Raw genomic sequence first — 25,537 nt, forward strand, 5'->3', positions numbered from 1 at the left:
GTGAAAAAATTATCACGAAGGAATAATATAATAAAAAAACAAAGAATATTGTCGTAATTCAAGAGTCTTATAAGATGGCAAATACTTCCTTTCCTGACCTGCCTGCTTTAGTCCCTGGGCGTGGCAGTAAATTCAGCCGGACATTTTATAAAAAGCTTTTTCTTGCTCAAGGCTGGAAAATGGAAGGTGAATTTCCAAATCTGACAAAAGCTGTTGCCATCATTTCTCCGCATACCTCTAATATTGATGCCTGGCTGGGCTTTAATGCTCTGCTCGGTCTCGGCATTCAGATCACGATTTTTGGCAAGGACAGTTTATTCCGCACACCACTTAAACCGATTCTGGAATGGATTGGTGTGGTTCCGGTTGTACGTGATACCCCTCAAGGACATACCCGACAGATTGTTGATGTCATTAACAAGACTGATCGGATCTGGGTAGGTATGGCACCTGAAGGTTCGCGTAAGGCACCGGAAAAAATCCGTAGCGGTTTTTATCATATTGCCAAAGCTGCCAACCTGCCGATTGTGATGTTTTCTTTTGACTATGACATTAAAACCATTCATATCCTGGGCGTATACCATTTAACCGGTGATTATGAATATGATCTGGAGCAGATCTATGCCCATTATGAAGGCAAGATCTCGGCAAAAAATCCGGACTGGATTGCCAAGCCTTTACAAAAACTGGTGAAAAAACGCTAGGCAAAATGTCTTTTTTTTGCTCTGATAACCGTAATTTGCTTATTTAATCCTCTATTTTTAGAATGAAATTAATTCGTTATGCAATAATTGGCTGTTTGGGCCTAAGCCTTGCAGCCTGTGACAGAAGCCCATCGAAACCTGTTATTACCCCGACGCTTAAAGCCCGTGAACCTGTCATTGCCCTTGCCTTGGGTGGTGGCGGAGCGAAAGGCTTTGCCCATATCGGCGTGATTAAAGTCCTTGAATCACATGGAATCAAACCTAAAATCGTGACTGGAACCAGTGCCGGCAGTTTTGTCGGCAGTCTGTATGCCAGCGGTAAAACTCCATATCAGCTGCAACAAATTGCGCTTAATTTTAAAGAAGCGGATATTCGTGATCTGACCTTAAACCGTCAGGGTATTATCGCCGGTCAAAAGCTACAGGATTATGTAAATAAGAACGTGGCCAATAAACCCATTGAACAGTTCCCGATCCGTTTTGCTGCGGTAGCTACCCGCCTGGATAATGGCCGTAAGGCTGACTTTATCAAAGGCAATGCCGGTCAGGCGGTACGTGCCTCTTGCAGTATTCCAAATGTCTTTGTGCCAGCGGTGATTGGGGGTAACAAATATGTCGATGGTGGATTAGTCAGTCCAATTCCAGTGAAAACAGCCAAAGATATGGGAGCGGATATTGTCATTGCAGTTGATATCTCAGCGCGTCCGGATGCCAACAAAGCCATGAACATGTTTGGCCTACTGGATCAGACCATTAATATTATGGGTCAGCAAAGTATTAATGAAGAACTGGCTCAGGCTAACGTGGTCATTCAGCCGAAGGTCGGACATATTGGTACACTGGATCTGAAATCGAGTAATGAAACGATTCTGGAAGGTGAAAAGGCGGCCCAGTTAAAAATCCGGGCCATTGAAAAGGCCATCAACGATTTCAGCAAGTCTCCAGCTGCATTACAACCGCCACGCAAGGCCAGGTTCTAAATCGGGATTGCAGGTATTCATCCGCTGCTGCATCTGCTACATTGAAGTGAAGATAAAAATCATGATGAATATTTAATTTTGAATTACATAGGTCAATTTATGCAATTTGTTCTTGAACCGTGGCACTGGTTTGTACTTGGCATTATCCTGATTCTGTCAGAGTTAATTCTGCCAGCATTTGCTGCACTCTGGTTTGGTATTGGGGCCATTATGGTGGGTATTCTGTACTGGATGTTCCCGATGATGGGACTGACCACGCAGCTGCTGACCTGGATCGTTCTCTCTGTACTGTGTACCCTGGCCTGGTTCAAGTTTATTAAACCGCTGTCTACAGACAAGACCAAAGCCGGACTGTCACGTGAAGCAACTATTGGTCAGGTGGGGATGGTGATTCAAACCAATCTGGATCACGGTCAAGTTAAAGTCCGCTTTCCACTCCCTGTCCTCGGTTCAGATGAATGGGAATGTCGTACCCTCAGTCCGGTACAAGTTGGCGACCGAGTTCGTGTGGTCGATATTCTCGGTAATGACCTGGTGGTACAACCACATAGCAATAATTAAGAAAAGGAAAAGGTGAAAAAGACATGAGTATAAGTTCTATTATTGTATTGGCCCTGCTGGTCTTTGTGGCCGTCACCATCTTCAAAGGTGTACGAATTGTTCCTCAAGGCTATAAGTGGATTGTACAGCGTCTGGGTAAATACCATTCTACCCTGAATCCTGGCCTGAACTTCGTGATTCCTTATATCGATGAAGTTGCTTATAAGGTGACGACCAAAGATATTGTGCTGGATATTCCTTCTCAGGAAGTGATTACCCGAGATAATGCAGTCTTGCTGATGAATGCTGTAGCTTATATTAACCTGACTACACCTGAAAAAGCCGTATACGGGATTGAAAACTATTCTTGGGCGATTCAGAACCTGGTTCAGACTTCATTGCGTTCGATTGTCGGTGAAATGGATCTGGATGATGCCTTGTCATCTCGTGATCATATTAAGGCACGTTTGAAAGCCAGTATTTCGGATGATATTTCAGATTGGGGGATTACCCTGAAAACCGTAGAAATCCAGGACATCAAACCATCGCATACCATGCAGGCAGCGATGGAAGAACAGGCAGCGGCTGAACGTCAACGTCGTGCCACAGTAACTAAAGCCGATGGTGAAAAACAGGCAGCCATTCTGGAAGCAGATGGTCGTCTTGAAGCCTCACGTCGTGATGCGGAAGCACAAGTGGTATTGGCTGAATCTTCACAGCGTGCTATTGATATGGTGACTCAGGCGATTGGTGATAAAGAAATTCCTGTGGCTTACTTACTTGGCGAGCAATATGTAAAAGCCATGCAGGATATGGCGAAATCTCCAAATGCCAAGACTGTGGTCTTGCCAGCAGATATTATGAATACCATTCGTGGCGTTATGGGTCGCAACAATTAACTGTTAAGAAATATGAATCAAATAGGCAGTCGAATGACTGCCTATTTTCATTTAAATCAAGAAAATCTCAGCAAAGATTGTGAAATTATGGTTAAATTTCGCGTTTATTTTTGAAATCTTCTGGATTTAATGTTGCATGGCTTTCGGATTAAAGACCATAACATTTGCCATAATCCTTATTTCGATCTACTGTCCAACTTAAAAATGGATACCGTATGAGCTCCCTAAATCCAACCTTAATCACCTTTCTATTTTATATTGTTGCCATGATCGTAATTGGCCTGATGGCTTATCGCGCGACAACAAACTTTTCCGACTACATCTTAGGGGGCCGACGTTTAGGTAGTTTTGTCACTGCACTTTCTGCTGGTGCTTCCGATATGAGTGGCTGGCTGCTAATGGGACTGCCCGGGGCAATTTATCTTTCAGGTCTGTCTGAAATGTGGATTGCAATTGGCCTAATTATCGGTGCCTGGCTGAACTGGCTCTTGGTGGCTGGACGTTTACGTGTACATACTGAAGTACAGCACAATGCCCTGACCTTGCCAGATTATTTCTCGAACCGCTTTAACGACCAGAAAAAAGTTCTGCGTGTGGTTTCTGCATTCGTGATCCTGATTTTCTTCGCAATTTACTGCGCTTCAGGCATGGTCGCAGGTGCACGTCTGTTTGAAAGCATGTTTGAACTGCCATACAGTACTGCCCTCTGGATTAGCGCGATTGCGACGATCAGTTATGTATTCATTGGTGGCTTCCTGGCTGTCAGCTGGACTGATACGATTCAGGCGGGTCTGATGATCTTTGCTTTGTTGCTGACACCAATTGTGGCTATTTTATCTTTCTCCGATATGTCACAAATCACTTTGGCACTTGAAGCGGCTCGTCCACAAGCCATGAATGTCATGGGTGATCTGAGCTTTGTTGCGATTATTTCCTTATTGGCTTGGGGTCTGGGTTATTTTGGTCAACCGCATATTCTGGTGCGTTTCATGGCAGCAGATTCGGTGAAATCGATTCCGAATGCACGTCGTATTGGCATGACATGGATGATACTGTGTCTGGGTGGTGCGGTCGCAGCCGGTTTCTTTGGTATTGCTTACTTCCAGGCACATCCAGAACTGGCAAGTGTGGTCAATGCCAATCCTGAAACCGTATTTATGGAGCTGACTAAAATTCTGTTCAATCCATGGATTGCCGGTGTAGTTCTGGCTGCGATTCTGGCTGCGGTAATGAGTACACTCAGCTGTCAGTTACTGGTGTGCTCAAGTACTTTGACTGAAGACTTCTATAAATCTTTTCTGCGTAAAAATGCCTCTCAGAAAGAACTGGTTTGGGTCGGCCGTTTGATGGTGCTATTGATTGCCCTGCTTGCGATCTGGATGGCGGGTAATCCGGAATCTAAAGTGCTTGGGCTGGTTGCTTATGCTTGGGCTGGTTTTGGTGCTGCATTTGGTCCATTGATTATCCTGTCACTGTTCTGGAAACGTATGACCCTGAATGGTGCCTTGGCCGGTATGATTGTGGGTGCAACTGTTGTGATCCTATGGAAAAACCTGTTTGCAGACACTGGTCTGTACGAAATCATTCCAGGTTTCATCTGTTCAATGATCACTATTATTGTGGTGAGCTTAATGGGCAAAGCGCCGACAGAAGAAATTACTGACCGTTTTGAACAGGCAGAACGTCTGTACAATGAAAGCAAATAAAATGAGCTGAAATAAAAAAGAGGACTAAATGTCCTCTTTTTTATGCGCTACATCCCTATGAAAATTAACTTTTGCGATGTAACAAAAACTGTGTAATCTGAGTTAATTCTTCAGCCTGACCTTCGAAGTGAGCCAAAGCATTTAAGGCTTGATCATGCAACTGCTTAGCATACTGTTTTGCCTGCTCGAGTCCCATAAGCGCAGGATAAGTCGATTTCTCTACCTGTTCATCCTTACCTGCTGTTTTTCCTAATACTTCAGTATCAGAAATGATATCCAGAATATCATCCTGCACCTGGAAAGCCAGACCAATGGCCTGCCCAAATTCACGCAGTTTCGGAATCGCCAAATCTGTACCTTCAAAAATCGTCACCGCAGCCATCATGATGGCTGCTGAAATCAGTGCACCGGTCTTATTACGGTGAATGGTTTCTAATGCTTCCTGGTCAATTCGTTTTCCTTCAGACTGCAGATCTAAAACCTGACCATTGACCATCTTGGAAGATGCTGTCGCCAGAATCTGCATCTGCTTTAATACAATTGCTGGCTCAACTGCAGGGCCCTGATCAAACAGACGGCTGCCTAAAATTTCAAAAGCCATGGATTGCAGAATATCGCCAGCAAGCAATGCGGTATCTTCACCAAAGGCAACATGGCAGGTTGGTTGTCCACGACGCAGCAAATCATTGTCCATACAAGGCAGATCATCATGCGCCAGTGAATAGCAATGAATGAACTCGATTGCGACTGCAGCACGACGCACAGCAGCAGTATTCTGATTCGGTTTAAGCGCGGCTGTGGCATAACACAAGGCTGGACGTACACGTTTTCCACCCAGCATCACTGCATGGTGTACGGCCGATTTCAGCGGCTCAGTAATGGCAAAAGCATCTAATGCTGTCAATAGGTCCTGTTGAATACGATGTTGTGCTTGAGTCAATGCATGGGTTGACAGCTCAGTTGTAGATGACACATTCGCCTCAGATCGGTTGTTCAATATATTTTCGATGACAAGAATAAGGAACTTGCCGCTTTATTCCTGCATTGTACCTCTAAATATCCTGAATTATCAGCTTGAATTCGTCTGCTGATTTTGCTCTATCAAGAGCCAAGATCATTTTTAATGAAAAGAAGCTATCTAGAATGTTAAAGGTGCTGACCTGAATATAAAAAACCATTGTACGAACAATGGTTTTTTATATAAGCAGATTTCATTAAATTAATTCTATTCTTTCAAAACTTCTGCAGGCACACGTACCCAGCCTTCCATCAAGACACGCGCACTACGGCTCATGATGGCTTTCTTCACTTTCCATTCACCATTTTCCTGAGTAGCTTGTGCCCCAACGCGCAAAGTCCCTGATGGATGACCAAATCGCACCGCTTCACGCTCATCCCCACCTGCTGCCAGATTTACCAATGTTCCTGGAATCGCAGCTGCAGTGCCAATCGAAACCGCGACGGTTCCCATCATGGCATGATGCAGCTTACCCATCGATAAGGCACGTACCAATACATCGGTATCTAATTCGGTGATCGCTTTACCCCCTGAAGACACATAAGCTTTAGATTGTGACACAAAAGCAATTTTCGGCGTATGCTGACGTTGAGCTGCTTCAGTAATATCTGAAATCAGCCCCATTTTTAATGCGCCATAAGCACGAATGGTTTCAAATTTAGCGAGCGCTACCGGATCACTATTAATATCTTCCTGCAGCTCTGTGCCCTGATAACCCAGGTCTTCAGCTTTCAGGAAAATTGTCGGAATACCCGCATTGATCAAAGTTGCTTCAAAGGTACCGTATTCTGGAACAACCAGCTGATCGACTAAATGACCTGTCGGAAACATGGCTCCCCCCTCGGCATCATCATCGGCAGGGTCCAGAAATTCGATCTGAACTTCAGCTGCTGGAAAGGTGACACCATCTAGCTCAAAATCACCCAATTCCTGTACCTGCCCATTCACAATTGGCACATGGGCAATAATGGTTTTCTGAATATTGACCTGCCAGATCCGTACTGTGCAGATGCCGTTTTCCGGAATACGAGAGGAATCCACTAGACCATTGCTAATCGCAAATGAACCTACACCTGCTGTCAGGTTGCCGCAGTTACCACTCCAGTCGACAAAAGGTCGGTCAATTGCAACCTGTCCAAACAGATAATCTACGTCATGATCAGGTTGCTGGCTTTTAGACAGAATGACCGTTTTGCTGGTACTGGAACTGGCTCCCCCCATCCCATCAATCTGCTTGCCATAAGGATCTGGGCTACCAATCACACGTAAGAGTAACTGGTCTCTGATTTTGCCCGGCTGTTGTGCTGCAGGTGGAAGATCTTCCAGCTTGAAAAATACACCTTTACTGGTACCGCCACGCATATAGGTAGCTGGAATCTTAATTTGCGGGGCAAAACTCATCGTTATTATCTTCCTTTGTCTGATCTTTATTTTGTAAATGCAATGTAACTGAGGTTGAATTTGAGTATAGTATATTTATATCGTGATAAATTGACTGCAAGACCTTTGTATAAAAAAACAACATATACAACGGCTGTCTTTTTAATATTCGATGAGGAATATCAGATTCAATAAAATTAATATATTGATTCATTTATCTTTTATTTAATTTATTTTTATAATAATTTTTTATTAATCTGATAATAATTTTTCATTCAAGGGTTCTACTAGGCTTCTTTTGACTGATCAATTACAATCTTTCAACTTATTTTTACATTGTCGGGCTGAATACTTTGAATAACGAGTCTTCACAACTTCAGCGTGGCTTAAAGAACCGTCATATTCAGTTGATCGCCATGGGCGGTGCAATTGGCACAGGCTTATTCTTAGGTTCCGCACAGGTGATCCAATCCGCTGGTCCTTCGATTATTCTGGGCTATGCCATTGGTGGCTTAATTGCTTTCCTTATTATGCGTCAATTGGGTGAAATGATTGTTCATGAACCTGTTGCAGGTTCTTTCAGCCATTTTGCTTATAAATATTGGGGTAAATTCCCTGGCTTCCTCGCGGGCTGGAACTACTGGATCTTGTATATCCTGGTCGCAATGACCGAGCTTACCGCTGTCGCAAAATATATTAACTACTGGTGGCCCCATATTCCTGCCTGGGCATCGGTGCTGTTTTTCTTCATTGTGATTACCCTGGTCAACCTTGGCAATGTGAAATTCTACGGTGAATCAGAGTTCTGGCTTTCAATCATTAAAGTGACTGCCGTCATCTCGATGATTGTCTTTGGTTTATACCTGATCCTGACTGCAGATGCTTCATCTACCGCATCTTTTAGCAATTTATGGACTGCAGGTGGCTTCTTCCCGAATGGCTTTGAAGGTTTATTCTTCATGCTGGCCTTCCTCATGTTCGCCTTTGGCGGGATTGAACTGATTGGTATGGCAGCAGCAGAAGCGGAGAATCCGGAAAAGACCATTCCTAAGGCGATTAACCAGGTTGTTTTCCGTATTCTGATTTTCTATGTCGGTGCGTTGACCATCTTGTTATCATTAGTGCCTTGGAATCAGTTGGAACTCGGCGGTCTGGATAAAAGTCCATTCGTAATGATCTTCAGTCAGCTTGGTATTGACTGGGCAGCCCACCTGTTAAACTTTATTATTCTAACTGCTGCACTGTCTGTATATAACAGTGGTATGTATGCGAATAGTCGCATGCTTTACGGTCTGGCCAAACAAGGCAATGCACCGAAGCTCTTCCTGAAAGTAAATAAACAAGGTACGCCAATTCCTGCAGTACTCTTCTCTGCTGCTTTGATTTTTGGCTGCGTACTGTTGAACTACTTTGTACCAGAAGATGCTTTAAGCCATCTGATCTATGTGGTGGTAGGTGCCTTGGTCTTGAACTGGGCAATGATTTCACTAACACATTTCAAGTTTATTCAGGCAATGAAAAAAGTTGGAGAAAAAACCAAATTTCCAGCACTCTGGTCTCCAGCAAGTAATGTACTTGTATTGGGCTTTATTGCGACTATTCTTTACATTATGTGGACTCAGGGCTTTCAGGAATCTGTATACATGCTGCCGATTTGGGTCGTGATCATGTTTATCCTGTTTAAACTGCTTCAGATCAAGAATTGATAAAACGTTTTAATTGACTATTTTTTAAAGTTATTGCTTCGGCAATAACTTTTTTTTTCGTCTTTTTTGGAGTAGATTAGGGAGCGTTTTGCGCCCTTAGCTTAACTGGATAGAGCAGTTGCCTCCTAAGCGACCGACGTGGGTTCGAGTCCCGCAGGGCGCACATATTTCAGATATGTGAACTAATTAACAAAAAAATTAAGCAATAGTTCAATATATTTATATTTTTTTCATTTTTTTCACTATCTCGCTATTTTAAATTAAATTTTTAAATTTCAAAAGCTTATATCCTTACATTACTTTTAAATTAGTATTTTTAATCTAATTTGATGTTTTTTTGAACTACTCATTCAAACTAGAGCATTTACTCTTTTTTATATTGTGTTATTTTTGTCACATGGAGTAACAAATCAGCCATTGAAGGCATAGGAATGACTCCAAAAACAATACCAAGCTCATACCGAATAAATGTTTTAAAACCCCAATTTGTACCTCAAGGGAAGATGAAGAATGAAATTAAAAACGCTTAGTACAGCAATGATTTTAGCAACATTACCAATGACAGGCGCGTTTGCTGCAGCTATGGATCGTTCTGGCCAGTCAATTGCAGCATTTTTGCAACCAGGTAACTACTTTGAAGCGGGGTTTTCTGTTTTAGACGCTGATGTTTCAGGCACATCAAGTCAGATCATTGTACCGCCTGCTACAGTTGTTCCACCTCAAGGAACAGGTGACATGGCAAGTTCATATTACTTTCCTTCTGCAGCACTTAAAATTCAAGCAACAGATAATATTTCTGTAGGTCTATTATATGATCAACCATTTGGCGCTAAAGCTAAGTATAAAGATCAATCAGGCGCATTTAATCCAACAGGTACTGATGGTACAACAGCAGAAGTTCACACTGAAAATTTAACATTACTTGTTGGTTTTCAACCAAATGAAAACTGGAATTTCTATGCTGGCCCTGTTTACCAAGAAGCTAAAGGTGATGTTAGTTTACGTGGTGCAGCTTATAGCTTATTAGGTGGTTATGATGCTAACATGAAAAAAGATAGTGAATTAGGATGGGCTGCAGGTTTAGCCTTCCAAATTCCTGAAATCGCTCTTAAAGCCTCATTAACTTATCGTTCAGAAATCGAACATGAATTAAATACTGATGAAAGTGCAAATGGCACATCAGTAAGGAATTCTATTGCGGGTGGTATAAATTCATTGGTGCCAGGCGCAGGAGCTCTTATACCTGCTGAATTTATTACTGGTAAAACTAATGTTACTACCCCTCAATCTGTAAATCTTGATTTACAATCAGGTATCATGGCAGACACTGTTGCATTTTTAAATGTACGCTGGGTTAATTGGGATGGTATGGCTATCCGTCCTACTCAATTCGGTCAAGCTTTAGATAGCCTAGCAAGGTTAGCTCCTGGTGCAGGTCCCTTAGGACCAACTTTAGCTAATCTAGATGGTGGTAATCTTGTTGAATATAATAAAGATCAATGGTCTGCAACAGCTGGTGTAGGTCGTAAATTAAGCGAAAGGTGGGCAGGTAATGTCTCTGTAGGCTGGGATTCAGGTGCAGGCAATCCAATTACTACTCTTGGTCCTGTAGATGGCTACTGGAATGTTGGTTTAGGTGTTCAATATAGCCCTACTCCAGCTACCTTTATTGCTGGTGGAGTAAAATACTTCTGGTTGGGTGATGCAACCGCTTTAACAGTAGCGAATCCAAACGTTGGTGAATTTGAAGACAATAATGCTATTGGTTATGGTCTAAAAATTGGTTACCGTTTCTAATTCAGTCAATTTAATAAAAAACCGCCTTCGGGTGGTTTTTTATTGCTATGAATTTATTTTTATACACTTGTAAACTATTTGATGATTTAAACATCACTTAACTTTTAAATTATTTACATGTCATTTTAGCCAATTCATCACCCTAAAATATTATTTAATTCACATATTTAACCTTATATATTTAGTACAAAAACTCTAACTCCTCCTATTTTAATTACTACTCAGTTCAAATCTTCATCGAAGCTGAGCATTTACTCTTTTTAATTTTATGTTACTTTTCCACAACTTTTTATATCTTTATGAAACATTCAAGGACGAGCCATGAAGCTTAAGCCGATTTCTAATGCAATATTACTTGCAACTCTTCCAACTACAGCAGTTTTTGCAGGTGGTTTAGATCGTTCTGGTCAATCTATACAAGCTTTTTTACAGCCTGGTAACTATGCTGAAGCAGGTATTTCTGTACTTGATCCGGATGTCAAAGGCAAGTCAAGTGTGCGTTCACTTGGTAACAGCTTTAATGGTGAAAAAATTGACGATATGGCTGAAGATTACTATTTCGTCAACACAGCAATTAAAGTACAAGCGACTGATAAAATTTCACTCGGTTTAATTTACGATCAGCCTTATGGTGCAGACGCAAGCTATTCTATTAATGGACCATTATCTAGCTTCTCTGCTGCTGGCGAAGGAACAAAAGTTGAAGTAAAAACCCAAAATATTACAGCTCTCATCGGTTATCAACCGAATGAAAACTGGAATTTATATGCCGGCCCAGTATGGCAAACAGTAGAGGCTGATATCTCTTTACGAGGCGCCGCTTATATTTCTCCTTTAGATCCAACAAAAGCATTAAGTGGATACAATATTAAACTCGATGAAAAAGAAGCATATGGCTGGTTAGCAGGTTTTGCTTATTCTATTCCTGAAATTGCCTTAAAAGCCTCTGTAACTTATCGTTCTGAAATTAAACATAAGACAACAGGAACTGAAAGTTTTACCTTTGCTCAGCCTACTACCTTAGCACCGGGATTCACTGTACCTGCAGGTACTACTGTTCCTATGAGTACTGAGCGCGTAGATGCAATTACACCACAATCTGTGAATTTAGATTTCCAATCTGGTGTTGCAAAAAATACCATCGCTTTTGCTAATATACGTTGGGTACATTGGGATCAATTTGCTGTAACTCCTCTATTCTTAAAAGCTAATTCAGGGAATAATCTTATCGATTACTCTGACGACCAATGGTCTGCAAGTATCGGTGTCGGTCATAAGTTTAATGACAAATGGTCAGCATCTACTTCAGTAGGCTGGGATTCAGGTGCAGGTAATCCTGTGACAACACTTGGCCCAACTGAAGGTTATTGGAGTTTAGGTCTAGGTGCTCAATATAGCCCTGCTGCAAATTACTTTATCCAGGCTGGTGTAAAACACCTTTGGTTAGGTGATGCGACTGCACAGACAGGAGGAAATCCAGTAGGTGAATTTGAAGATAATAATGCATGGGCATATGGCATGAAGATCGGTTACCGCTTCTAATTCAAGCTATATCTTTATGATAAAAAAGGCGCCTCAAGCGCCTTTTTTATTTCATTCAGCTTTTAACACTTACGCTGGAATATTACGGATTGAAGCATTACGGATGGCTTCTTTCAACGCTGCATAACCATGAATCGGTGGGAATTGCGGGAATTCAGCAATCACATTTTCCGGTGCATCAAACAGGAAACCGTGATCCGCTTCACCCAGCATGGTGGTATCGTTATAAGAATCCCCTGCTGCGATCACACGGAAGTTCAGGCCATGTAATGCTTTTACCGCTTGACGTTTTTGATCTGGCTGACGCAGTTTGTACGCGGTGATCATGCCTTTTTCATCAGTTTCAAGTTTATGACAGAAAATTGTTGGCCAGCCTAACTGCTTCATTAAAGGATGCGCAAATTCATAGAAAGTATCAGATAAAATAATCAGTTGGAAATGAGTGCTTACCCATTCTACAAATTCTTTGGCGCCTTCAAATGGCCCCATATCTGCAATCACTTCCTGAATATCATTCAGACCCAAGCCATGCTCTTTCAGAATATTCAGACGTTGTGTCATCAACACATCATAGTCAGGAATATCACGAGTCGTTGCTTCAAGCGCTTTAATGCCTGTTTTCTTTGCAAAATTAATCCAAATTTCAGGAACCAATACACCTTCAAGATCCAGACATACGACTTCCATGAATATTCCCCTCAGTTATCATCTAAAAAATTTTCCATATCATAGCTGAAGATTCATATTTTGCATTGTTCTTTTTTAAATCTATTTTTTTCATAAGTATTTATTTTTTAGTGATAAGACTACTAATTCTCTTCTATTAAAATACATGTGAAATTAATTAATATAGGCAGAGTCATTCCAAGCCTATATCGCCAGGATTCTCATGACCACTATTCCTACTATTGATATTGTGGATGCGCTTGCATCTGAATATGCTGATAAATCTCCAAGTGAAATTTTGGCACTTGCCCTGAATCAAACAGGTGAAATTGCCATTTCATTTTCTGGTGCAGAAGATGTTGTACTGATTGACATGGCTTCCCACCTCGGTAAACCTTTCCGTGTCTTTAGTCTGGATACAGGCCGCTTGCACGCTGAAACCTATCAATTTATCGAGCAAGTTCGAAAACACTATAATGTAGATATTGAAATCTGTTTTCCTGAACGTGAAGCCATTGAAAATTTGACTACTCGTAAAGGGATGTTCAGTTTCTATCAAGATGGTCATCAGGAATGTTGTGGCATCCGCAAGGTTCAACCATTACGTAAAAAACTTGCAACGCTTGATGGCTGGATTACCGGTCAGCGTAAAGACCAGAGCCCGGGTACACGGAATGAAATTCCGGTGGTTCAGGCAGATCCAGGTTTTTCAGGTCCCGGTAAACAGCTGATTAAATACAACCCACTTGCCAACTGGTCAAGTGCCGATGTATGGAGTTATATCCGTATGATGGAAATTCCATATAACCCATTGCATGAGAAAGGATTTATTTCTATTGGCTGTGAACCATGTACTCGTCCCGTTTTACCGAACCAGCATGAACGTGAAGGTCGCTGGTGGTGGGAAGAAGCCACACATAAAGAATGTGGCTTACATGCAGGCAACTTGAAAGAGTAAAATTAAATCAGACTGTGAATATTTGTAAGAGGCTATCCTGAATGAGGATAGCCTTTTTAACTACGAATCTTACATTTGGTGACAAGATATAAAGTTTCCTCTTTTACCATTCATCAGGAAAGATCCTGAGGATAATCAAAGAATTTATAAAATGTTATTGAATAGATTTATTTGCAAAAAAATGTGAAATTAAACTCAATACCATTCTTTTAATGATGCATAATTATTCAGTTATACTCCCACCAGACCTAAAAAACGTATTTTCAGCAGCAGCTTTAAAAACTAAAATTTTCACATTTCAAAAACTTAGGAAGGTATAAACCTCCATGTCAATTATTACTTTTTAACTTAACAGATTAAGATTAAGCAGTTCATTTCTACGTTAAAACAGCTATACTTTCTTTACTAAAGCAATAATTCTAACAAGGCTTTTCAGATAGAGAACAGCCATATAGAGTGCAGTGAGGCAATCCACGCTATGCGTCCATTACATCCAATTGATCTTATTTTTTTATCTTTAGAGAAACGGCAGCAACCTATGCATGTAGGTGGTCTTTTTTTATTTCAGATTCCCGATAATGCACCGGCAACTTTTATTCAGGACTTGGTGCGTGACATCCGTACTTCCAAATCTATTCCAATCCCACCTTTCAATAATTATTTAAATGGCTTGTTCTGGGACGAAGATCAACAGTTCGATCTGGATCATCATTTCCGGCATATTGCCCTGCCAAAACCGGGTCGCATCCGTGAATTACTCACCTATATTTCACAGGAACATAGTGCTCTGATTGACCGTGCCAAACCACTCTGGACCTGTCATATCATTGAAGGAATAGAAGGTAATCGTTTCGCGATGTATTTTAAAATCCACCATGCCATGGTCGATGGCATTGCGGGTATGCGTCTGGTAGAGAAATCACTGTCTCATGATCCACATGGAAAAAGTATTGTCCCACCATGGTGTGTAGAAGGACCACGTGCCAAGCGCCTGAAAGCACCAAAAGTTAGCCGCATTAAAGGCGTTTTATCTACGCTGAAAGGACAGCTGGAATCTACTCCGCGTGTCATCTATGAGCTGTCGCAAACTGTATTAAAAGACATGGGACGTAATCCTGATTATGTCTCCAGTTTCCAGGCCCCTTCATCCATTCTAAATCAACGTGTCAGTGCATCACGCCGATTTGCTGCGCAATCCTTTGAATTTGAGCGTCTTCGTCGTATTTCTAAAGCCTTGGGTGTAACCATTAACGATATCGTGCTGGCAATCTGTTCCGGTGCCTTACGTGAATATTTAATTAGCCAAGATGCTCTACCGAAGAAACCGTTGATTGCCATGGTACCGGCTTCTGTACGTTCTGATGACTCTGATGTATCAAACCGTATTACCATGATTCTGGCGAATCTGGGTACACATAAGGAAGATCCTTTAGAACGCCTCAAGATCGTACGTCGTAGCGTACTGAATGCCAAAGAACGTTTTAAGCGCATGAATGCCAATCAGATTCTGAACTATAGTGCTTTTGTTTATGGCGCTGCAGGTTTAAATATTGCATCAGGTCTGATGCCAAAACGCCAGGCATTTAATCTGGTGATTTCCAATGTTCCAGGTCCACAAGAACCGCTGTACTGGAATGGTGCCCGTCTGGAAGCCCTCTACCCTGCCTCTATCGTGCTCGATGGTCAGGCACTCAATATCACCATGACCAGTTATTTAGACAAACTTGAAGTAGGTCTGACCGCCTGCCGTAATTCCCTGCCTAAAATGCAGAATCTCCTTACTCATCTTGAGGACGAAATCCAGCGTTTTGAACGGATTGTCGATGGTGGCAAAACCCCAAAGCTCGCAGCAGTAAGTTAGACTGCGATGAAGACTAAAACCAAGACTAAGTTTCTATGCAAAAACAGGTATGAACATTTTTGCCAATAATTTCATGCAATAATAAAGGGGCATATGGTGCCCCTTTATTTTTATTTGATTATTTTTTATTCAAATCATTCAAGCAATATTCAAATTTTAACTTTTCACAGTACGACATTGTTTTAATAGCTGATGGCAGACCGTACGGATCATAGATGAAGTAATCTGAACTTCATTGCCGCGTTCGTCCACAATGTATCCCGCGTGGACAGTTTTCGGTTCAAGCACGTGTTTTAGACCCTTATTAATAACTGCTTTACTTATACTCATGACACACCTCATTTTTTGCTAAGCCAAAATATTGGGAGATTGGCTTTGGCTACTGGATGTGTCTAGTATTCAGAATTCACCTGCGCTTGTAAAATTCCAGTTGTAACAAGGGTTTTACGATATTCTGTTACAATTTCAGCTGAGAATGATATCGTATTGCTCTTGCGTATATAAATTCTCAACTTGGAACTTAATCACGCGATCAATAAAGTGTTCCAGATCCGCCACAGCCGGGGCTTCTGCAGTCAGCAGTCGATCAATCACTGACGGATGTGCCACTACAGTAAATCCACTTTGTGATTGATAAGCGCGCGCATAACGTAAAATTTCACGGAATATTTCGTAACACACTGATTCTGCTGTTTTGACATATCCACGTCCTTGACAGGTCGGACAGGATTCACATAACAGGTGTTCTAGAGATTCACGGGTACGTTTACGCGTCATCTCGACCAGACCCAGTTCAGATACCTGGGTAATCTTGGTTTTGGCATGATCACGTTCCAGCATTTTTTCGAACTGGTTCATTACCTCGTCACGATGCTGTGCTTCCTGCATGTCAATAAAATCAATAATAATGATCCCACCCAGATTACGCAGTCGTAACTGACGTGCAATCACCTCAGTTGCTTCCATATTGGTTTTGAAGACGGTATCTTCCAGTGAACGACCACCGACATAGGAACCGGTATTGACATCAATCGTGGTCATGGCCTCAGTCTGATCAATCATCAGATAGCCACCAGATTTTAGTGCCACACGGGTTTGTAGAGCCTTCTGGATATCATCTTCAACATTATATAAGTCAAAAATCGGGCGCTCGCCTGGATAGTGCAGCAAACGATCATTCATGCTTGGCACAAATTCTTTAACAAACTCTTTCAGTTTGCCGTGGATTTCACGTGAATCGACATAGATTTTGGCAGTGTTTTCATTGGCCAGATCACGAATCACACGCTGTGGCAGCGGCAGTTCTTCAAAGATCAGTGATGGAACAGCAATGCTCTTCTGTTTGCGCTGAATGTAGTCCCAAAGCTTGGCCAGATAAGCCATATCCTGGGCAATTTCAGCTTCATCAATGCCTTCTGCCGCAGTACGGACAATCACCGAACCGGGCAGTTTATGCTGGGCCTGAATCCGTTCAATAATCGAACGTAAACGATTACGTTCTTCTTCAGATTCAATTCGTTGCGATACGCCAATATGATTGCCATAAGGCATCAAAACCAGATAACGTGAAGGAATGGAGAGATCAGTTGAAAGACGTGCGCCTTTGGTCCCGAGCATGTCTTTCATCACCTGCACCGTCAGAATCTGACCTGGCTGCAGTAATTCAAACACATTCGGTGTCGGCTGCTGACGCGGCCAGACCATATCATTGATATGCAAAAAAGCAGTACGTGACAGACCAATATCGACAAAAGCAGCCTGCATCCCTGGCAGGACACGGACCACTTTGCCTTTATATACGTTCCCCACCAGACCGCGCTTCGCGGTACGCTCGATGAACAGTTCGTTCACCGTGCCGTTTTCGATTAACGCCACACGACATTCCATCGGTGTGAAGTTAATCAATAACTCGTCAGACATAACAACACTCAAAACATTATAAGAATTCTTTTTTCAGCAGTTAATTTAGTGCTTTAACCGTCTGTAATAACTGTACCGTTTCATATAGGGGCAAACCGACTACATTAGAGTAGCTCCCCTGAATCGCGGGGATATAACGTGCTGCAATGCCTTGAATGGCATAACCGCCTGCCTTGCCTACCGGTTCACCAGTCGCCCAATAAATTTCCATATCATGGGTGGTGAGTGATTGAAATTCAACCTGTGTTCTTACCACTATACTGTATTTTTCATTTTTTGTGCGTACGCAGACACCGCTAAATACATCATGTTTACGGCCTGATATTTTAGCCCACATTACAAAGGCATGCTGTTTGGATTCAGGCTTACCCAGAATCTCGTTATCAACCCCCAAACTGGTGTCCGCGGCAATGATAATTGCATCTGGATAACGCTCGGCCACGGCATCCGCTTTGGCACGTGCCAAACGCTCAACATAAGCCGTAACTGACTCATTGGGCAATACGGATTCGTCAATATCAGGACTGTAAATCTCGAACTCCAGTCCCAACTGTTGCAGCAGTTCACGGCGTCGAGGTGAACTGGAGGCCAGAATCAGATGCGCCATTTTCTGAGCAGATAATATAGAACAGGCCATACCATAACGCTAGTCAGTATCGGTAGCCAGTGACGTGGAATCGAGAACTGCACGCCGCTAATGATCTGAGCAAAGAAGGTCAGCATCAGATGGGCAACGAGTGCCAATGTAGCAATAATCCAAAGATTGCTAAAAGTCAGGATACGGCGCTCACGGGTCAGGAAGCGCGCCATAAAGGCAATAATAATAAAACTCAGCGCATTCAGACCCAAAGGTGCATCCAATAGCAGATCCAGCAAAATCCCGGTACTGAACGCAAACCAGATCCCACACCAGGTCGGCTGGCAGAGTACCCAGAACAGCATCACCATCAGCATAAACTGCGGACGCCAGCCAGAGAGCGAATAAGATAAAGGATAGACCACCAGAACCGAGGCAAAAATTACTGAAATAATAATCGGGAACAAGGGATCCCGATGGGTTCTGGACTGCATTTTAGCGATCGACATGTGGCTGCTCCATCGCTAATGAATCAGAGAACAGTACCACCACATGATGACCACCAGCCAGCTGTGCTGCCGGAATCACATCAATCTGGGCAAATTCACCTGAATTATGACGTTGTACTTTAGAGACGGTGCCAACCAGATAACCTGCGGGGAAATGCTGTCCCAAACCTGAGCTATAAACTTTTTCACCGACTTTGATGTTGGCACTGGTCGGTACATATTCCATTTTCAGACGCCCAAGATCACCCGTCCCCGAGACGATGGCACGCATGCCGGTGTGTTCCAGACGTACTGAAAGTGAATGTTCTTTATCTGAGAGCAGCATGACACGGCTACTGTGCGGATAGACACTAATGATCTGTCCCATGATCCCCTTGTCATCCAGCACAGTCTGCCCTATCCGTAGGTGGCTGTTAGAACCCCGGTTAATCACGATGATATGACGTAGCGGATCGGCATCAGTACCAATCACTTCTGCAATTTCCATACGTCCATCAATAATTAAAGGCGTGTCCAGTAGCCCGCGCAGACGGGTATTTTCAGCAGACAGTTCAGAAATTTTCTGTAAGCGTACCTGCGCCTGTAACAGCTCAGCCTGCATCGCGGTATTTTCACGACGCAGTTGTGCTTCAGACTTGGTTTGTTGATTCAGCCATTCTCGCGACAATACAGGATAACTGGCCACAGCATATATCGGATTATATGCCGCATTCAGCACATCCCTTGCAGGTTGAACCAGATGAGGCATGCGCCAATCAAAGAAAAGCACCACCAGACAGGTCACCAACGCAATGACGAATGAGCGAAAAGATGGCGGTTGTCGAGAAAACAGATGTGTTTGCACCCGCCGTGTCCTGTTCTTAGCCTACGAATAACATGTCATGATTTGGGTTGTCGAAGAATTCGAGAACCTTACCGCCACCACGTGTTACACATGACAGCGGATCTTCTGCAACCACCACAGGAAGACCAGTTTCTTTGGCAAGAAGCTTGTCCAAGTTACGTAGTAATGCACCACCACCCGTCAATACGATCCCGCGCTCAGCGATGTCTGAAGACAGTTCAGGAGGCGTTTGTTCCAGTGCAGATTTCACAGCAGACACGATATATTGCAATGGGTCAGAAATTGCCTGAGTCACTTCATCAGAAGTCACCGTAATTGCGCGCGGCACACCTTCAGCAAGGTTACGACCACGAACTTCAATTTCCAGTGGTTTTGCACCTTCATCCGGAAGCGCCATACCGACTTCTTTTTTAATAATTTCGGCAGTCGTTTCACCGATCACGCAACCATGTGCTTTACGCACGTAGTTAATGATCTGTTCATCAAATACATCACCGCCAATACGCAATGAGTCTGCATAGACACAGCCCTGCAGCGAGATGATCGCGATTTCTGTTGTACCACCGCCCACGTCCACAACCATCGAACCACATGCCTGCTCTACCGGCATGCCAGCGCCAATTGCAGCTGCCATCGGTTCTTCAATCAAACGTACTTCACGCGCGCCAGCGTTATACACGGCTTCACGGATCGCACGACGTTCAACCAGAGTAGATTTACATGGAACACACACCACAACACGTGGTGCAGGCGGGAATAAACGTTTTTCGTGAACCTTGCCGATGAACTGATTCAACATGGTTTCAGTGACTTCAAAGTCTGCAATCACGCCATCTTTCATCGGGCGGATTGCTGAAATATTTGCCGGGGTACGACCAAGCATTTGTTTCGCGTCAAGACCTACGGCAGCAACAATTTTTTGTGAACCACTATGACGGATTGCTACAACCGTCGGTTCATTTAATATAATGCCTCGTCCTGGCGCATAAATAAGTGTATTTGCAGTACCTAAATCAATGGCTAGATCTGGCGAAAACAAGCCTATTAGTCGTTTTAGAATCACGGGGACGTTCTCAATTAAACTTTATATGGACGCAAGGTGGCAACTTTAACTAAATGTGATGCTTTGGACAAGTCAATCGCTTATCATAACGCATGATAATTTGATTTTTTTTTAATACTGATTAGGTAATGTTATGTCTACATCGGATGCACAGCATTCTGCAGATTTAAATGCAGAAACAGTTTCAGCTATTGCGAACCTTGCACGATTATCTCTGAATGATACGCAATCTGCTGAATATGCTCAAAGTTTAAATAAAATTTTAGGCATGATGGAAACGCTGAAAGGTATCAATACTGACGGTGTTGAACCATTAAAAAGCCCTTTCGACCATCCTCAGCCATTACGTGAAGATGTAGTGAGTGAAAGTAATCACCGTGATGAATATCAGGCAGTTGCGCCAGCGGTACAGGATGGCTTGTACTTGGTTCCTCGCGTAATTGAGTAATTACTATCCAGTTCAATCTTTTTATTAAATTAAACGTAAAGAATTATTTCTCATGACAGATTTACACCGCCTATCAATTCGTGAACTTACCGAAGGTTTGGCCAATGCTAAATTTTCATCACGCGAATTGACTGAACATTACTTAAAACGCATCGAAAAAGTGGATGCTCAAGTGAAGTCATACGTGACTGTGACCGCTGAGCAAGCACTGGCACAAGCCGATGCTGCTGACGCACTGCGTCGTGCTGGTAGCGCAAATGTGCTGACTGGTGTGCCAATTGCACATAAGGATATCTTCTGTACCCAAGGCATTAAAACGACTGCTGGTTCTAAAATGCTGGACAATTTTATCTCTCCTTACGACGCAACCGTTGTAGCGAAAGGTAAAGCTGCGGGCCTGGTGACACTTGGTAAAGTGAACATGGACGAATTCGCCATGGGTTCAACTTCCGAATCATCTTACTTTGGCGCGACCAAAAACCCTTGGGCACTGGATCATGTTCCGGGCGGTTCTTCAGGCGGTTCTGCTGCGGTTGTAGCGGCTGATCTGGCACCATTTGCAACCGGTACTGATACTGGTGGTTCGATCCGTCAGCCAGCCTCTTTCTGTGGTCTGACTGGTCTGAAACCGACTTATGGCCGTGTATCGCGTTTCGGTATGATTGCCTATGCCTCATCACTGGATCAAGGTGGTCCAATGGCACGTTCTGCGGAAGACTGTGCTTACCTGATGAACGTGATGGCAGGTCACGATGCTAAAGACTCTACTTCAATGGAAAAAGAAGTAGATGATTATGTGGCAAACCTGAATGGCACATCTGTGAAAGGCCTACGTATTGGTATTCCAAAACAGTACTTCAATGTTGAAGGTCTTGCCGCTGATGTAAAAGCACGCGTTGAAGAATCCTTAAAAAAACTGGAAGAAATGGGCGCTATTCTGGTTGAGATTGATCTCAACATGACGGAAGCCTATGTTCCAACGTATTACCTGATCGCACCTGCTGAAGCATCTTCTAACTTGTCACGCTATGACGGCGTGCGTTATGGCTACCGTTGTGAAGAGCCTAAAGATCTTCTCGACCTGTATAAACGTTCCCGTTCAGAAGGTTTCGGTGCCGAAGTTCAGCGTCGTATCCTGATCGGGACTTATGCCTTATCTGCGGGCTACTACGATGCCTACTATGTGAAAGCACAGAAAGTACGTCGCTTGATTCAACAAGACTTCTTGAAAGCATTCGAATCAGTTGATGTCATCGCTGCCCCATCTGCGCCAACGACTGCCTATAAAATCGGTGCGGATTTGACTCCAGTTGAAATGTACCTAGGCGATATTTACACGCTTGCAGTAAACCTGGCAGGTCTTCCTGCGATTAACGCGCCTGTTGGTTTTGATCATAACAACTTGCCAGTTGGCTTACAGCTGATTGGTAACTACTGGTCAGAATATCAACTGTTGTCTGTGGTACACCAGTATCAACAGACAACAGATTGGCATACAAAACGCGCTGCAATTGCTGAGGAGAATGCATAATGGCGAAGAACAACGCTAAACCAAAATCTAACCTGATTGATGGTTGGGAAGTGGTGATTGGTATCGAGATTCACACTCAGCTTGCGACCAAATCTAAAATCTTCTCGGGTTCATCAACTGAATTTGGTAATGATCCTAACACTCAGGCCAGCCTTGTCGATTTGGCGATGCCGGGCGTATTGCCAGTATTAAACAAAGAAGTGGTTGATCTTGCGATTCGCTTTGGTCTGGGGATTGACGCTTACATCGACCAGGCTTCTGTATTTGCCCGTAAAAACTACTTCTATCCAGACTCTCCAAAAGGCTATCAGATCAGCCAGATGGATAACCCGATTGTGGGCTTGGGTCATATCGATATCCAGCTTGAAGATGGCACAACCAAACGTATTGGCGTGACGCGTGCACACCTTGAGGAAGATGCAGGTAAATCGATTCATGACCAGTTTGAAGGCATGTCAGGCATCGATTTGAACCGTGCGGGTACTCCGCTGCTTGAAATCGTATCTGAACCCGATATGCGTTCGGTTGAAGAAGCGGTTGCCTACATTAAAGCGATTCACACACTTGTGCGTTGGTTAGGCATCTCTGATGGTAACATGGCGGAAGGTTCATTCCGTGCTGATTGTAACGTGTCTTTACGTCGTCCGGGTCAACCCTTCGGTACACGTTGTGAATTGAAAAACCTCAACTCATTCCGTTTCATTGAACAAGCGATCAATGTTGAAATCGAACGTCAAATGGAAATCTTGGAATGGGACGGCACGATCGACCAAGAAACGCGTTTGTTCGACCCTGTGAAGATGGAAACGCGTTCCATGCGTTCGAAAGAAGAAGCGAACGATTACCGCTACTTCCCAGATCCAGACTTGTTGCCTGTGGTGATTGCTGACGCGCAAATTGAAGCGGCACGTGCGGCACTTCCTGAGCTTCCTGCGGCACGTCGTGCGCGCTTTGTGGCTGACTTTGGCGTGACTGAGTACGATGCGCACGTACTTACATTGACTCGTGAAATGTCAGAGTTTTATGAAGAAGTCGTAAAAGCTGCTGGTGGCGCTGCACAAGGTAAGATTGCTGCAAACTGGGTGATGGGGGAATTCTCAGGGGCGCTCAACAAAGCAGGCTTAGATTTGGCTGACTCTCCTGTATCTGCTGAAAAACTTGGCGGTATGATCGCACGTATTGTGGATAATACGATTAACGGTAAGATTGCGAAACAAGTATTCGGCTTTATGTGGGACGAAGGCAAATCTGCGGACGAAATTATTGCGGAAAAAGGCTTGAAACAGGAAACTGATACAGGCGCAATTGAAGCGATTATTAAGGAAGTGCTTGCTGCGAATGAGAAGATGGTTGAAGAGTACAAATCTGGTAAAGAGAAAGCGTTCAATGGTCTTGTTGGTCAAGTGATGAAAGCAGCAAAAGGTAAAGCTAACCCTGCGCAAGTAAATGAATTGATGAAGAAGTTGATTGGTTGATTTGATCTTTCTTTATAAAGAAACCCGCTTTAAAGCGGGTTTTTTACATTTAAATTGAAGCTCTTTTTTGTTCAGGAAATAGTGCATTTATCTCGTCTATTTCCTTTGGCTTTGTAATTGCATAATCCACTATTAAATTTATATAGGTGAAAATAGCTGGATTAATATCTTCTAGAACTTCATCACAAATAATTCCTGGATGAACATTTGCGTTACCAATTAATCTAATATTATCTGCAGCTTGGGCAACTTTTATTGGGATAATTTGTTGTTTTGCTAATTCTTCGATCGACTCTTTAATATTTTTCCTCTTCACATCTAAATGATGACATAATTTTTCTAATGCTAAACGAATCAATGCTGCAGCTGAACGGGGTGATAATTCAAAAATTAAGGCTGCCTCTATATAAAGTTTTTTCACATTTCCGGGCATATCAGCATTGGCATTTGGAATATCCTTATTCGCAATCTCTTGAATAGGATACAATCTAGTTAATTCATTATTATCTCTTGGCTCATGAAAATTATTTGGAGGCAACCAATCCATCTCTGGCGCATGGTTATACCATATATTGTTATTATCACATGAAGCACAATTAGCTTGATGTACCCTTGTTCTAATATAAAAATCATTACCCACTGGATCTTGTGAAATAACATATAAGTTATTCCACTCCATATAAGCAAAAGCTCCACAATGAGGACATTTAAAACTTTTTTGATTGAGAATTGTCTTTGGTTCTTCTGACATTTTGACTTTATTATGAACTTAGATACTTTTATTTAACATTTATCAATACCAATCAGCAAGTTTAAAAAGTTCAACTATTGTATGAAAGCCATTTAAGAATATGACCATCAAAAAAGTATCCTCTTTCGCCAAACTCGAAGACTTAGGGCGCGTTCAACTGTCAAAGTACTTCTTTTTGCGAGATTTCAGAATCCCCCTAAATCCCCCTTTGAAAAGGGGAGACTTTGTCACGTAATCAAATTGATACACGTAGTTCCCTCTCCTTTTTTAAAGGAGAGGGCTAGGGAGAGGATTATTAAAAGCCTCCCCCTCCTGAGCAAGTTTTAAAGTACTGCTTTAAAACGAAGCGCAAGAAAGGATGAGGGTTAGGGAAAGGTCTTAAAAAATTGAAAGATGATTAATATTAATGCTATAAAATCAAAAACACTTAAGAAAAACAAAAATGACACTTGAACTTTTGCTCTTCCTCATCCAAATTTCTATTGGCATATTTGCACTGATCATTACCATTTTGCTATTGATTCCAAAATGCCATAAATGGCTATCTAGAATGCAGCCCGAACCTCGCAGAAAACAGCGAGGATCAGGATTACCAAATAGTATCGAATTTATTTTCTATCCCATTTATGGACTAATTAGAATTGTTATTGCCATATTCAAGT

23 protein-coding genes and 1 tRNA gene are annotated in these 25,537 nt (G+C 42.7%); 14 read left to right on the top strand and 10 right to left on the bottom strand.

Going from position 1 to position 25,537, the window contains the following annotated elements:
* Window positions 1-74: 74 nt before the first annotated feature.
* From FSC11_RS10840 to putP, 5 genes are all read left to right on the top strand, one after another.
* Complete coding sequence (locus FSC11_RS10840; protein ID WP_163166839.1) at window positions 75-704, top strand: 1-acyl-sn-glycerol-3-phosphate acyltransferase; 630 nt, start codon at window positions 75-77, stop codon at window positions 702-704.
* Between the two features lie 62 nt (window positions 705-766).
* Complete coding sequence (locus FSC11_RS10845) at window positions 767-1,684, top strand: patatin-like phospholipase family protein (protein ID WP_163166841.1); 918 nt, start codon at window positions 767-769, stop codon at window positions 1,682-1,684.
* A gap of 99 nt (window positions 1,685-1,783) precedes the next feature.
* Window positions 1,784-2,245, top strand: coding sequence for an NfeD family protein (locus FSC11_RS10850; protein ID WP_004810952.1), 462 nt, complete (start codon window positions 1,784-1,786; stop codon window positions 2,243-2,245).
* Window positions 2,246-2,268: 23 nt separating this feature from the next.
* Window positions 2,269-3,123 carry an SPFH domain-containing protein gene (locus FSC11_RS10855; RefSeq protein WP_004810953.1) on the top strand — a complete coding sequence of 285 codons (855 nt, stop codon included), beginning with the start codon at window positions 2,269-2,271 and terminating at the stop codon, window positions 3,121-3,123.
* A gap of 215 nt (window positions 3,124-3,338) precedes the next feature.
* The gene (putP, locus tag FSC11_RS10860; protein WP_004893396.1) at window positions 3,339-4,829 is read left to right on the top strand and encodes a sodium/proline symporter PutP; all 1,491 of its coding nucleotides are present in this window, start codon (window positions 3,339-3,341) and stop codon (window positions 4,827-4,829) included.
* Between the two features lie 64 nt (window positions 4,830-4,893).
* Here putP and FSC11_RS10865 read toward each other — a convergent pair whose 3' ends face one another.
* Window positions 4,894-5,802, bottom strand: a complete 909-nt coding sequence (locus FSC11_RS10865; protein ID WP_163166843.1) for a polyprenyl synthetase family protein — start codon at window positions 5,800-5,802, stop codon at window positions 4,894-4,896.
* Between the two features lie 252 nt (window positions 5,803-6,054).
* On the bottom strand, window positions 6,055-7,248 hold the full coding sequence (prpF, locus tag FSC11_RS10870; RefSeq protein ID WP_163166845.1) for a 2-methylaconitate cis-trans isomerase PrpF: 1,194 nt from the start codon (window positions 7,246-7,248) through the stop codon (window positions 6,055-6,057).
* A 332-nt stretch (window positions 7,249-7,580) separates the two neighbouring features.
* Here prpF and FSC11_RS10875 point away from each other — a divergent pair, with 332 nt between their 5' ends.
* The 4 genes from FSC11_RS10875 (at window position 7,581) to FSC11_RS10890 (ending at window position 12,272) form a co-directional block, all read left to right on the top strand.
* Window positions 7,581-8,933 carry an amino acid permease gene (locus FSC11_RS10875; protein WP_163166847.1) on the top strand — a complete coding sequence of 451 codons (1,353 nt, stop codon included), beginning with the start codon at window positions 7,581-7,583 and terminating at the stop codon, window positions 8,931-8,933.
* Window positions 8,934-9,023: 90 nt separating this feature from the next.
* A tRNA-Arg gene (locus tag FSC11_RS10880) sits at window positions 9,024-9,096 on the top strand.
* 347 nt (window positions 9,097-9,443) lie between these two features.
* A complete protein-coding gene (locus FSC11_RS10885; RefSeq protein WP_163166849.1) occupies window positions 9,444-10,730 on the top strand; it encodes an OmpP1/FadL family transporter in 1,287 nt (428 codons plus the stop codon).
* Window positions 10,731-11,051: 321 nt separating this feature from the next.
* Window positions 11,052-12,272 carry an OmpP1/FadL family transporter gene (locus tag FSC11_RS10890; protein ID WP_163166851.1) on the top strand — a complete coding sequence of 407 codons (1,221 nt, stop codon included), beginning with the start codon at window positions 11,052-11,054 and terminating at the stop codon, window positions 12,270-12,272.
* Between the two features lie 69 nt (window positions 12,273-12,341).
* Here FSC11_RS10890 and thrH read toward each other — a convergent pair whose 3' ends face one another.
* On the bottom strand, window positions 12,342-12,959 hold the full coding sequence (gene thrH, locus FSC11_RS10895; RefSeq protein WP_004810966.1) for a bifunctional phosphoserine phosphatase/homoserine phosphotransferase ThrH: 618 nt from the start codon (window positions 12,957-12,959) through the stop codon (window positions 12,342-12,344).
* Window positions 12,960-13,161: 202 nt separating this feature from the next.
* Between thrH and FSC11_RS10900 the strand changes: the two genes are divergently transcribed.
* Together FSC11_RS10900 and FSC11_RS10905 are read left to right on the top strand one after the other, a co-directional pair.
* Window positions 13,162-13,896 (top strand): phosphoadenylyl-sulfate reductase, encoded by a 735-nt coding sequence (locus FSC11_RS10900; RefSeq protein ID WP_163166853.1) that lies wholly within the window; start codon window positions 13,162-13,164, stop codon window positions 13,894-13,896.
* A gap of 478 nt (window positions 13,897-14,374) precedes the next feature.
* Window positions 14,375-15,757: a WS/DGAT/MGAT family O-acyltransferase gene (locus FSC11_RS10905; RefSeq protein WP_163166855.1), complete on the top strand. Its 1,383-nt coding sequence runs from the start codon at window positions 14,375-14,377 to the stop codon at window positions 15,755-15,757.
* Window positions 15,758-15,913: 156 nt separating this feature from the next.
* Here FSC11_RS10905 and FSC11_RS16145 read toward each other — a convergent pair whose 3' ends face one another.
* From FSC11_RS16145 to FSC11_RS10930, 6 genes are all read right to left on the bottom strand, one after another.
* On the bottom strand, window positions 15,914-16,087 hold the full coding sequence (locus tag FSC11_RS16145; RefSeq protein WP_004810972.1) for a PA1571 family protein: 174 nt from the start codon (window positions 16,085-16,087) through the stop codon (window positions 15,914-15,916).
* A gap of 135 nt (window positions 16,088-16,222) precedes the next feature.
* A complete protein-coding gene (gene rng, locus FSC11_RS10910; protein WP_004810976.1) occupies window positions 16,223-17,677 on the bottom strand; it encodes a ribonuclease G in 1,455 nt (484 codons plus the stop codon).
* A gap of 40 nt (window positions 17,678-17,717) precedes the next feature.
* Complete coding sequence (locus FSC11_RS10915) at window positions 17,718-18,284, bottom strand: Maf-like protein (protein WP_005221179.1); 567 nt, start codon at window positions 18,282-18,284, stop codon at window positions 17,718-17,720.
* Window positions 18,272-18,763 carry a rod shape-determining protein MreD gene (gene mreD, locus FSC11_RS10920; protein ID WP_004893383.1) on the bottom strand — a complete coding sequence of 164 codons (492 nt, stop codon included), beginning with the start codon at window positions 18,761-18,763 and terminating at the stop codon, window positions 18,272-18,274. Before mreD ends, FSC11_RS10915 begins: the two co-directional genes overlap by 13 nt.
* Window positions 18,750-19,607, bottom strand: coding sequence for a rod shape-determining protein MreC (gene mreC / locus FSC11_RS10925; RefSeq protein ID WP_004810981.1), 858 nt, complete (start codon window positions 19,605-19,607; stop codon window positions 18,750-18,752). The genes mreD and mreC overlap by 14 nt, the downstream gene beginning before the upstream one ends.
* 16 nt (window positions 19,608-19,623) lie before the next feature.
* Window positions 19,624-20,670 carry a rod shape-determining protein gene (locus FSC11_RS10930; protein ID WP_004893381.1) on the bottom strand — a complete coding sequence of 349 codons (1,047 nt, stop codon included), beginning with the start codon at window positions 20,668-20,670 and terminating at the stop codon, window positions 19,624-19,626.
* A 133-nt stretch (window positions 20,671-20,803) separates the two neighbouring features.
* Between FSC11_RS10930 and gatC the strand changes: the two genes are divergently transcribed.
* From gatC to gatB, 3 genes are read left to right on the top strand one after another with little or no spacing between them, the layout of a single operon-like run.
* Window positions 20,804-21,118, top strand: a complete 315-nt coding sequence (gene gatC / locus FSC11_RS10935; RefSeq protein WP_005221175.1) for an Asp-tRNA(Asn)/Glu-tRNA(Gln) amidotransferase subunit GatC — start codon at window positions 20,804-20,806, stop codon at window positions 21,116-21,118.
* 52 nt (window positions 21,119-21,170) lie between these two features.
* The gene (gene gatA / locus FSC11_RS10940) at window positions 21,171-22,649 is read left to right on the top strand and encodes an Asp-tRNA(Asn)/Glu-tRNA(Gln) amidotransferase subunit GatA (RefSeq protein ID WP_163166857.1); all 1,479 of its coding nucleotides are present in this window, start codon (window positions 21,171-21,173) and stop codon (window positions 22,647-22,649) included.
* A complete protein-coding gene (gene gatB, locus FSC11_RS10945; RefSeq protein WP_163166859.1) occupies window positions 22,649-24,124 on the top strand; it encodes an Asp-tRNA(Asn)/Glu-tRNA(Gln) amidotransferase subunit GatB in 1,476 nt (491 codons plus the stop codon). Before gatA ends, gatB begins: the two co-directional genes overlap by 1 nt.
* A 49-nt stretch (window positions 24,125-24,173) precedes the next feature.
* On the opposite strand, the gene FSC11_RS10950 is transcribed toward gatB, so the two are convergent.
* On the bottom strand, window positions 24,174-24,875 hold the full coding sequence (locus FSC11_RS10950) for a DUF4145 domain-containing protein (RefSeq protein WP_227590981.1): 702 nt from the start codon (window positions 24,873-24,875) through the stop codon (window positions 24,174-24,176).
* Window positions 24,876-25,537 lie beyond the last annotated feature (662 nt).

Origin of the sequence: Acinetobacter schindleri (genome assembly GCF_010918895.1) — a bacterium.
GTDB classification, from domain to species: Bacteria; Pseudomonadota; Gammaproteobacteria; order Pseudomonadales; family Moraxellaceae; genus Acinetobacter; species Acinetobacter schindleri.

Excerpts from the sequence above, each read along its gene's own strand:
- FSC11_RS10915 (WP_005221179.1), bottom strand. The coding sequence starts at position 18,284 with ATGGCGCATCTGATTCTGGCCTCCAGTTCACCTCGACGCCGTGAACTG.
- gatA (WP_163166857.1), top strand. The coding sequence starts at position 21,171 with ATGACAGATTTACACCGCCTATCAATTCGTGAACTTACCGAAGGTTTG.
- FSC11_RS10890 (WP_163166851.1), top strand. The coding sequence starts at position 11,052 with ATGAAGCTTAAGCCGATTTCTAATGCAATATTACTTGCAACTCTTCCA.
- FSC11_RS10855 (WP_004810953.1), top strand. The coding sequence starts at position 2,269 with ATGAGTATAAGTTCTATTATTGTATTGGCCCTGCTGGTCTTTGTGGCC.
- rng (WP_004810976.1), bottom strand. The coding sequence starts at position 17,677 with ATGTCTGACGAGTTATTGATTAACTTCACACCGATGGAATGTCGTGTG.
- FSC11_RS10840 (WP_163166839.1), top strand. The coding sequence starts at position 75 with ATGGCAAATACTTCCTTTCCTGACCTGCCTGCTTTAGTCCCTGGGCGT.
- putP (WP_004893396.1), top strand. The coding sequence starts at position 3,339 with ATGAGCTCCCTAAATCCAACCTTAATCACCTTTCTATTTTATATTGTT.
- thrH (WP_004810966.1), bottom strand. The coding sequence starts at position 12,959 with ATGGAAGTCGTATGTCTGGATCTTGAAGGTGTATTGGTTCCTGAAATT.
- FSC11_RS10900 (WP_163166853.1), top strand. The coding sequence starts at position 13,162 with ATGACCACTATTCCTACTATTGATATTGTGGATGCGCTTGCATCTGAA.
- FSC11_RS10845 (WP_163166841.1), top strand. The coding sequence starts at position 767 with ATGAAATTAATTCGTTATGCAATAATTGGCTGTTTGGGCCTAAGCCTT.
- FSC11_RS10885 (WP_163166849.1), top strand. The coding sequence starts at position 9,444 with ATGAAATTAAAAACGCTTAGTACAGCAATGATTTTAGCAACATTACCA.
- prpF (WP_163166845.1), bottom strand. The coding sequence starts at position 7,248 with ATGAGTTTTGCCCCGCAAATTAAGATTCCAGCTACCTATATGCGTGGC.
- gatC (WP_005221175.1), top strand. The coding sequence starts at position 20,804 with ATGTCTACATCGGATGCACAGCATTCTGCAGATTTAAATGCAGAAACA.
- FSC11_RS10950 (WP_227590981.1), bottom strand. The coding sequence starts at position 24,875 with ATGTCAGAAGAACCAAAGACAATTCTCAATCAAAAAAGTTTTAAATGT.
- FSC11_RS10850 (WP_004810952.1), top strand. The coding sequence starts at position 1,784 with ATGCAATTTGTTCTTGAACCGTGGCACTGGTTTGTACTTGGCATTATC.
- mreD (WP_004893383.1), bottom strand. The coding sequence starts at position 18,763 with ATGTCGATCGCTAAAATGCAGTCCAGAACCCATCGGGATCCCTTGTTC.
- gatB (WP_163166859.1), top strand. The coding sequence starts at position 22,649 with ATGGCGAAGAACAACGCTAAACCAAAATCTAACCTGATTGATGGTTGG.
- FSC11_RS10905 (WP_163166855.1), top strand. The coding sequence starts at position 14,375 with ATGCGTCCATTACATCCAATTGATCTTATTTTTTTATCTTTAGAGAAA.
- FSC11_RS16145 (WP_004810972.1), bottom strand. The coding sequence starts at position 16,087 with ATGAGTATAAGTAAAGCAGTTATTAATAAGGGTCTAAAACACGTGCTT.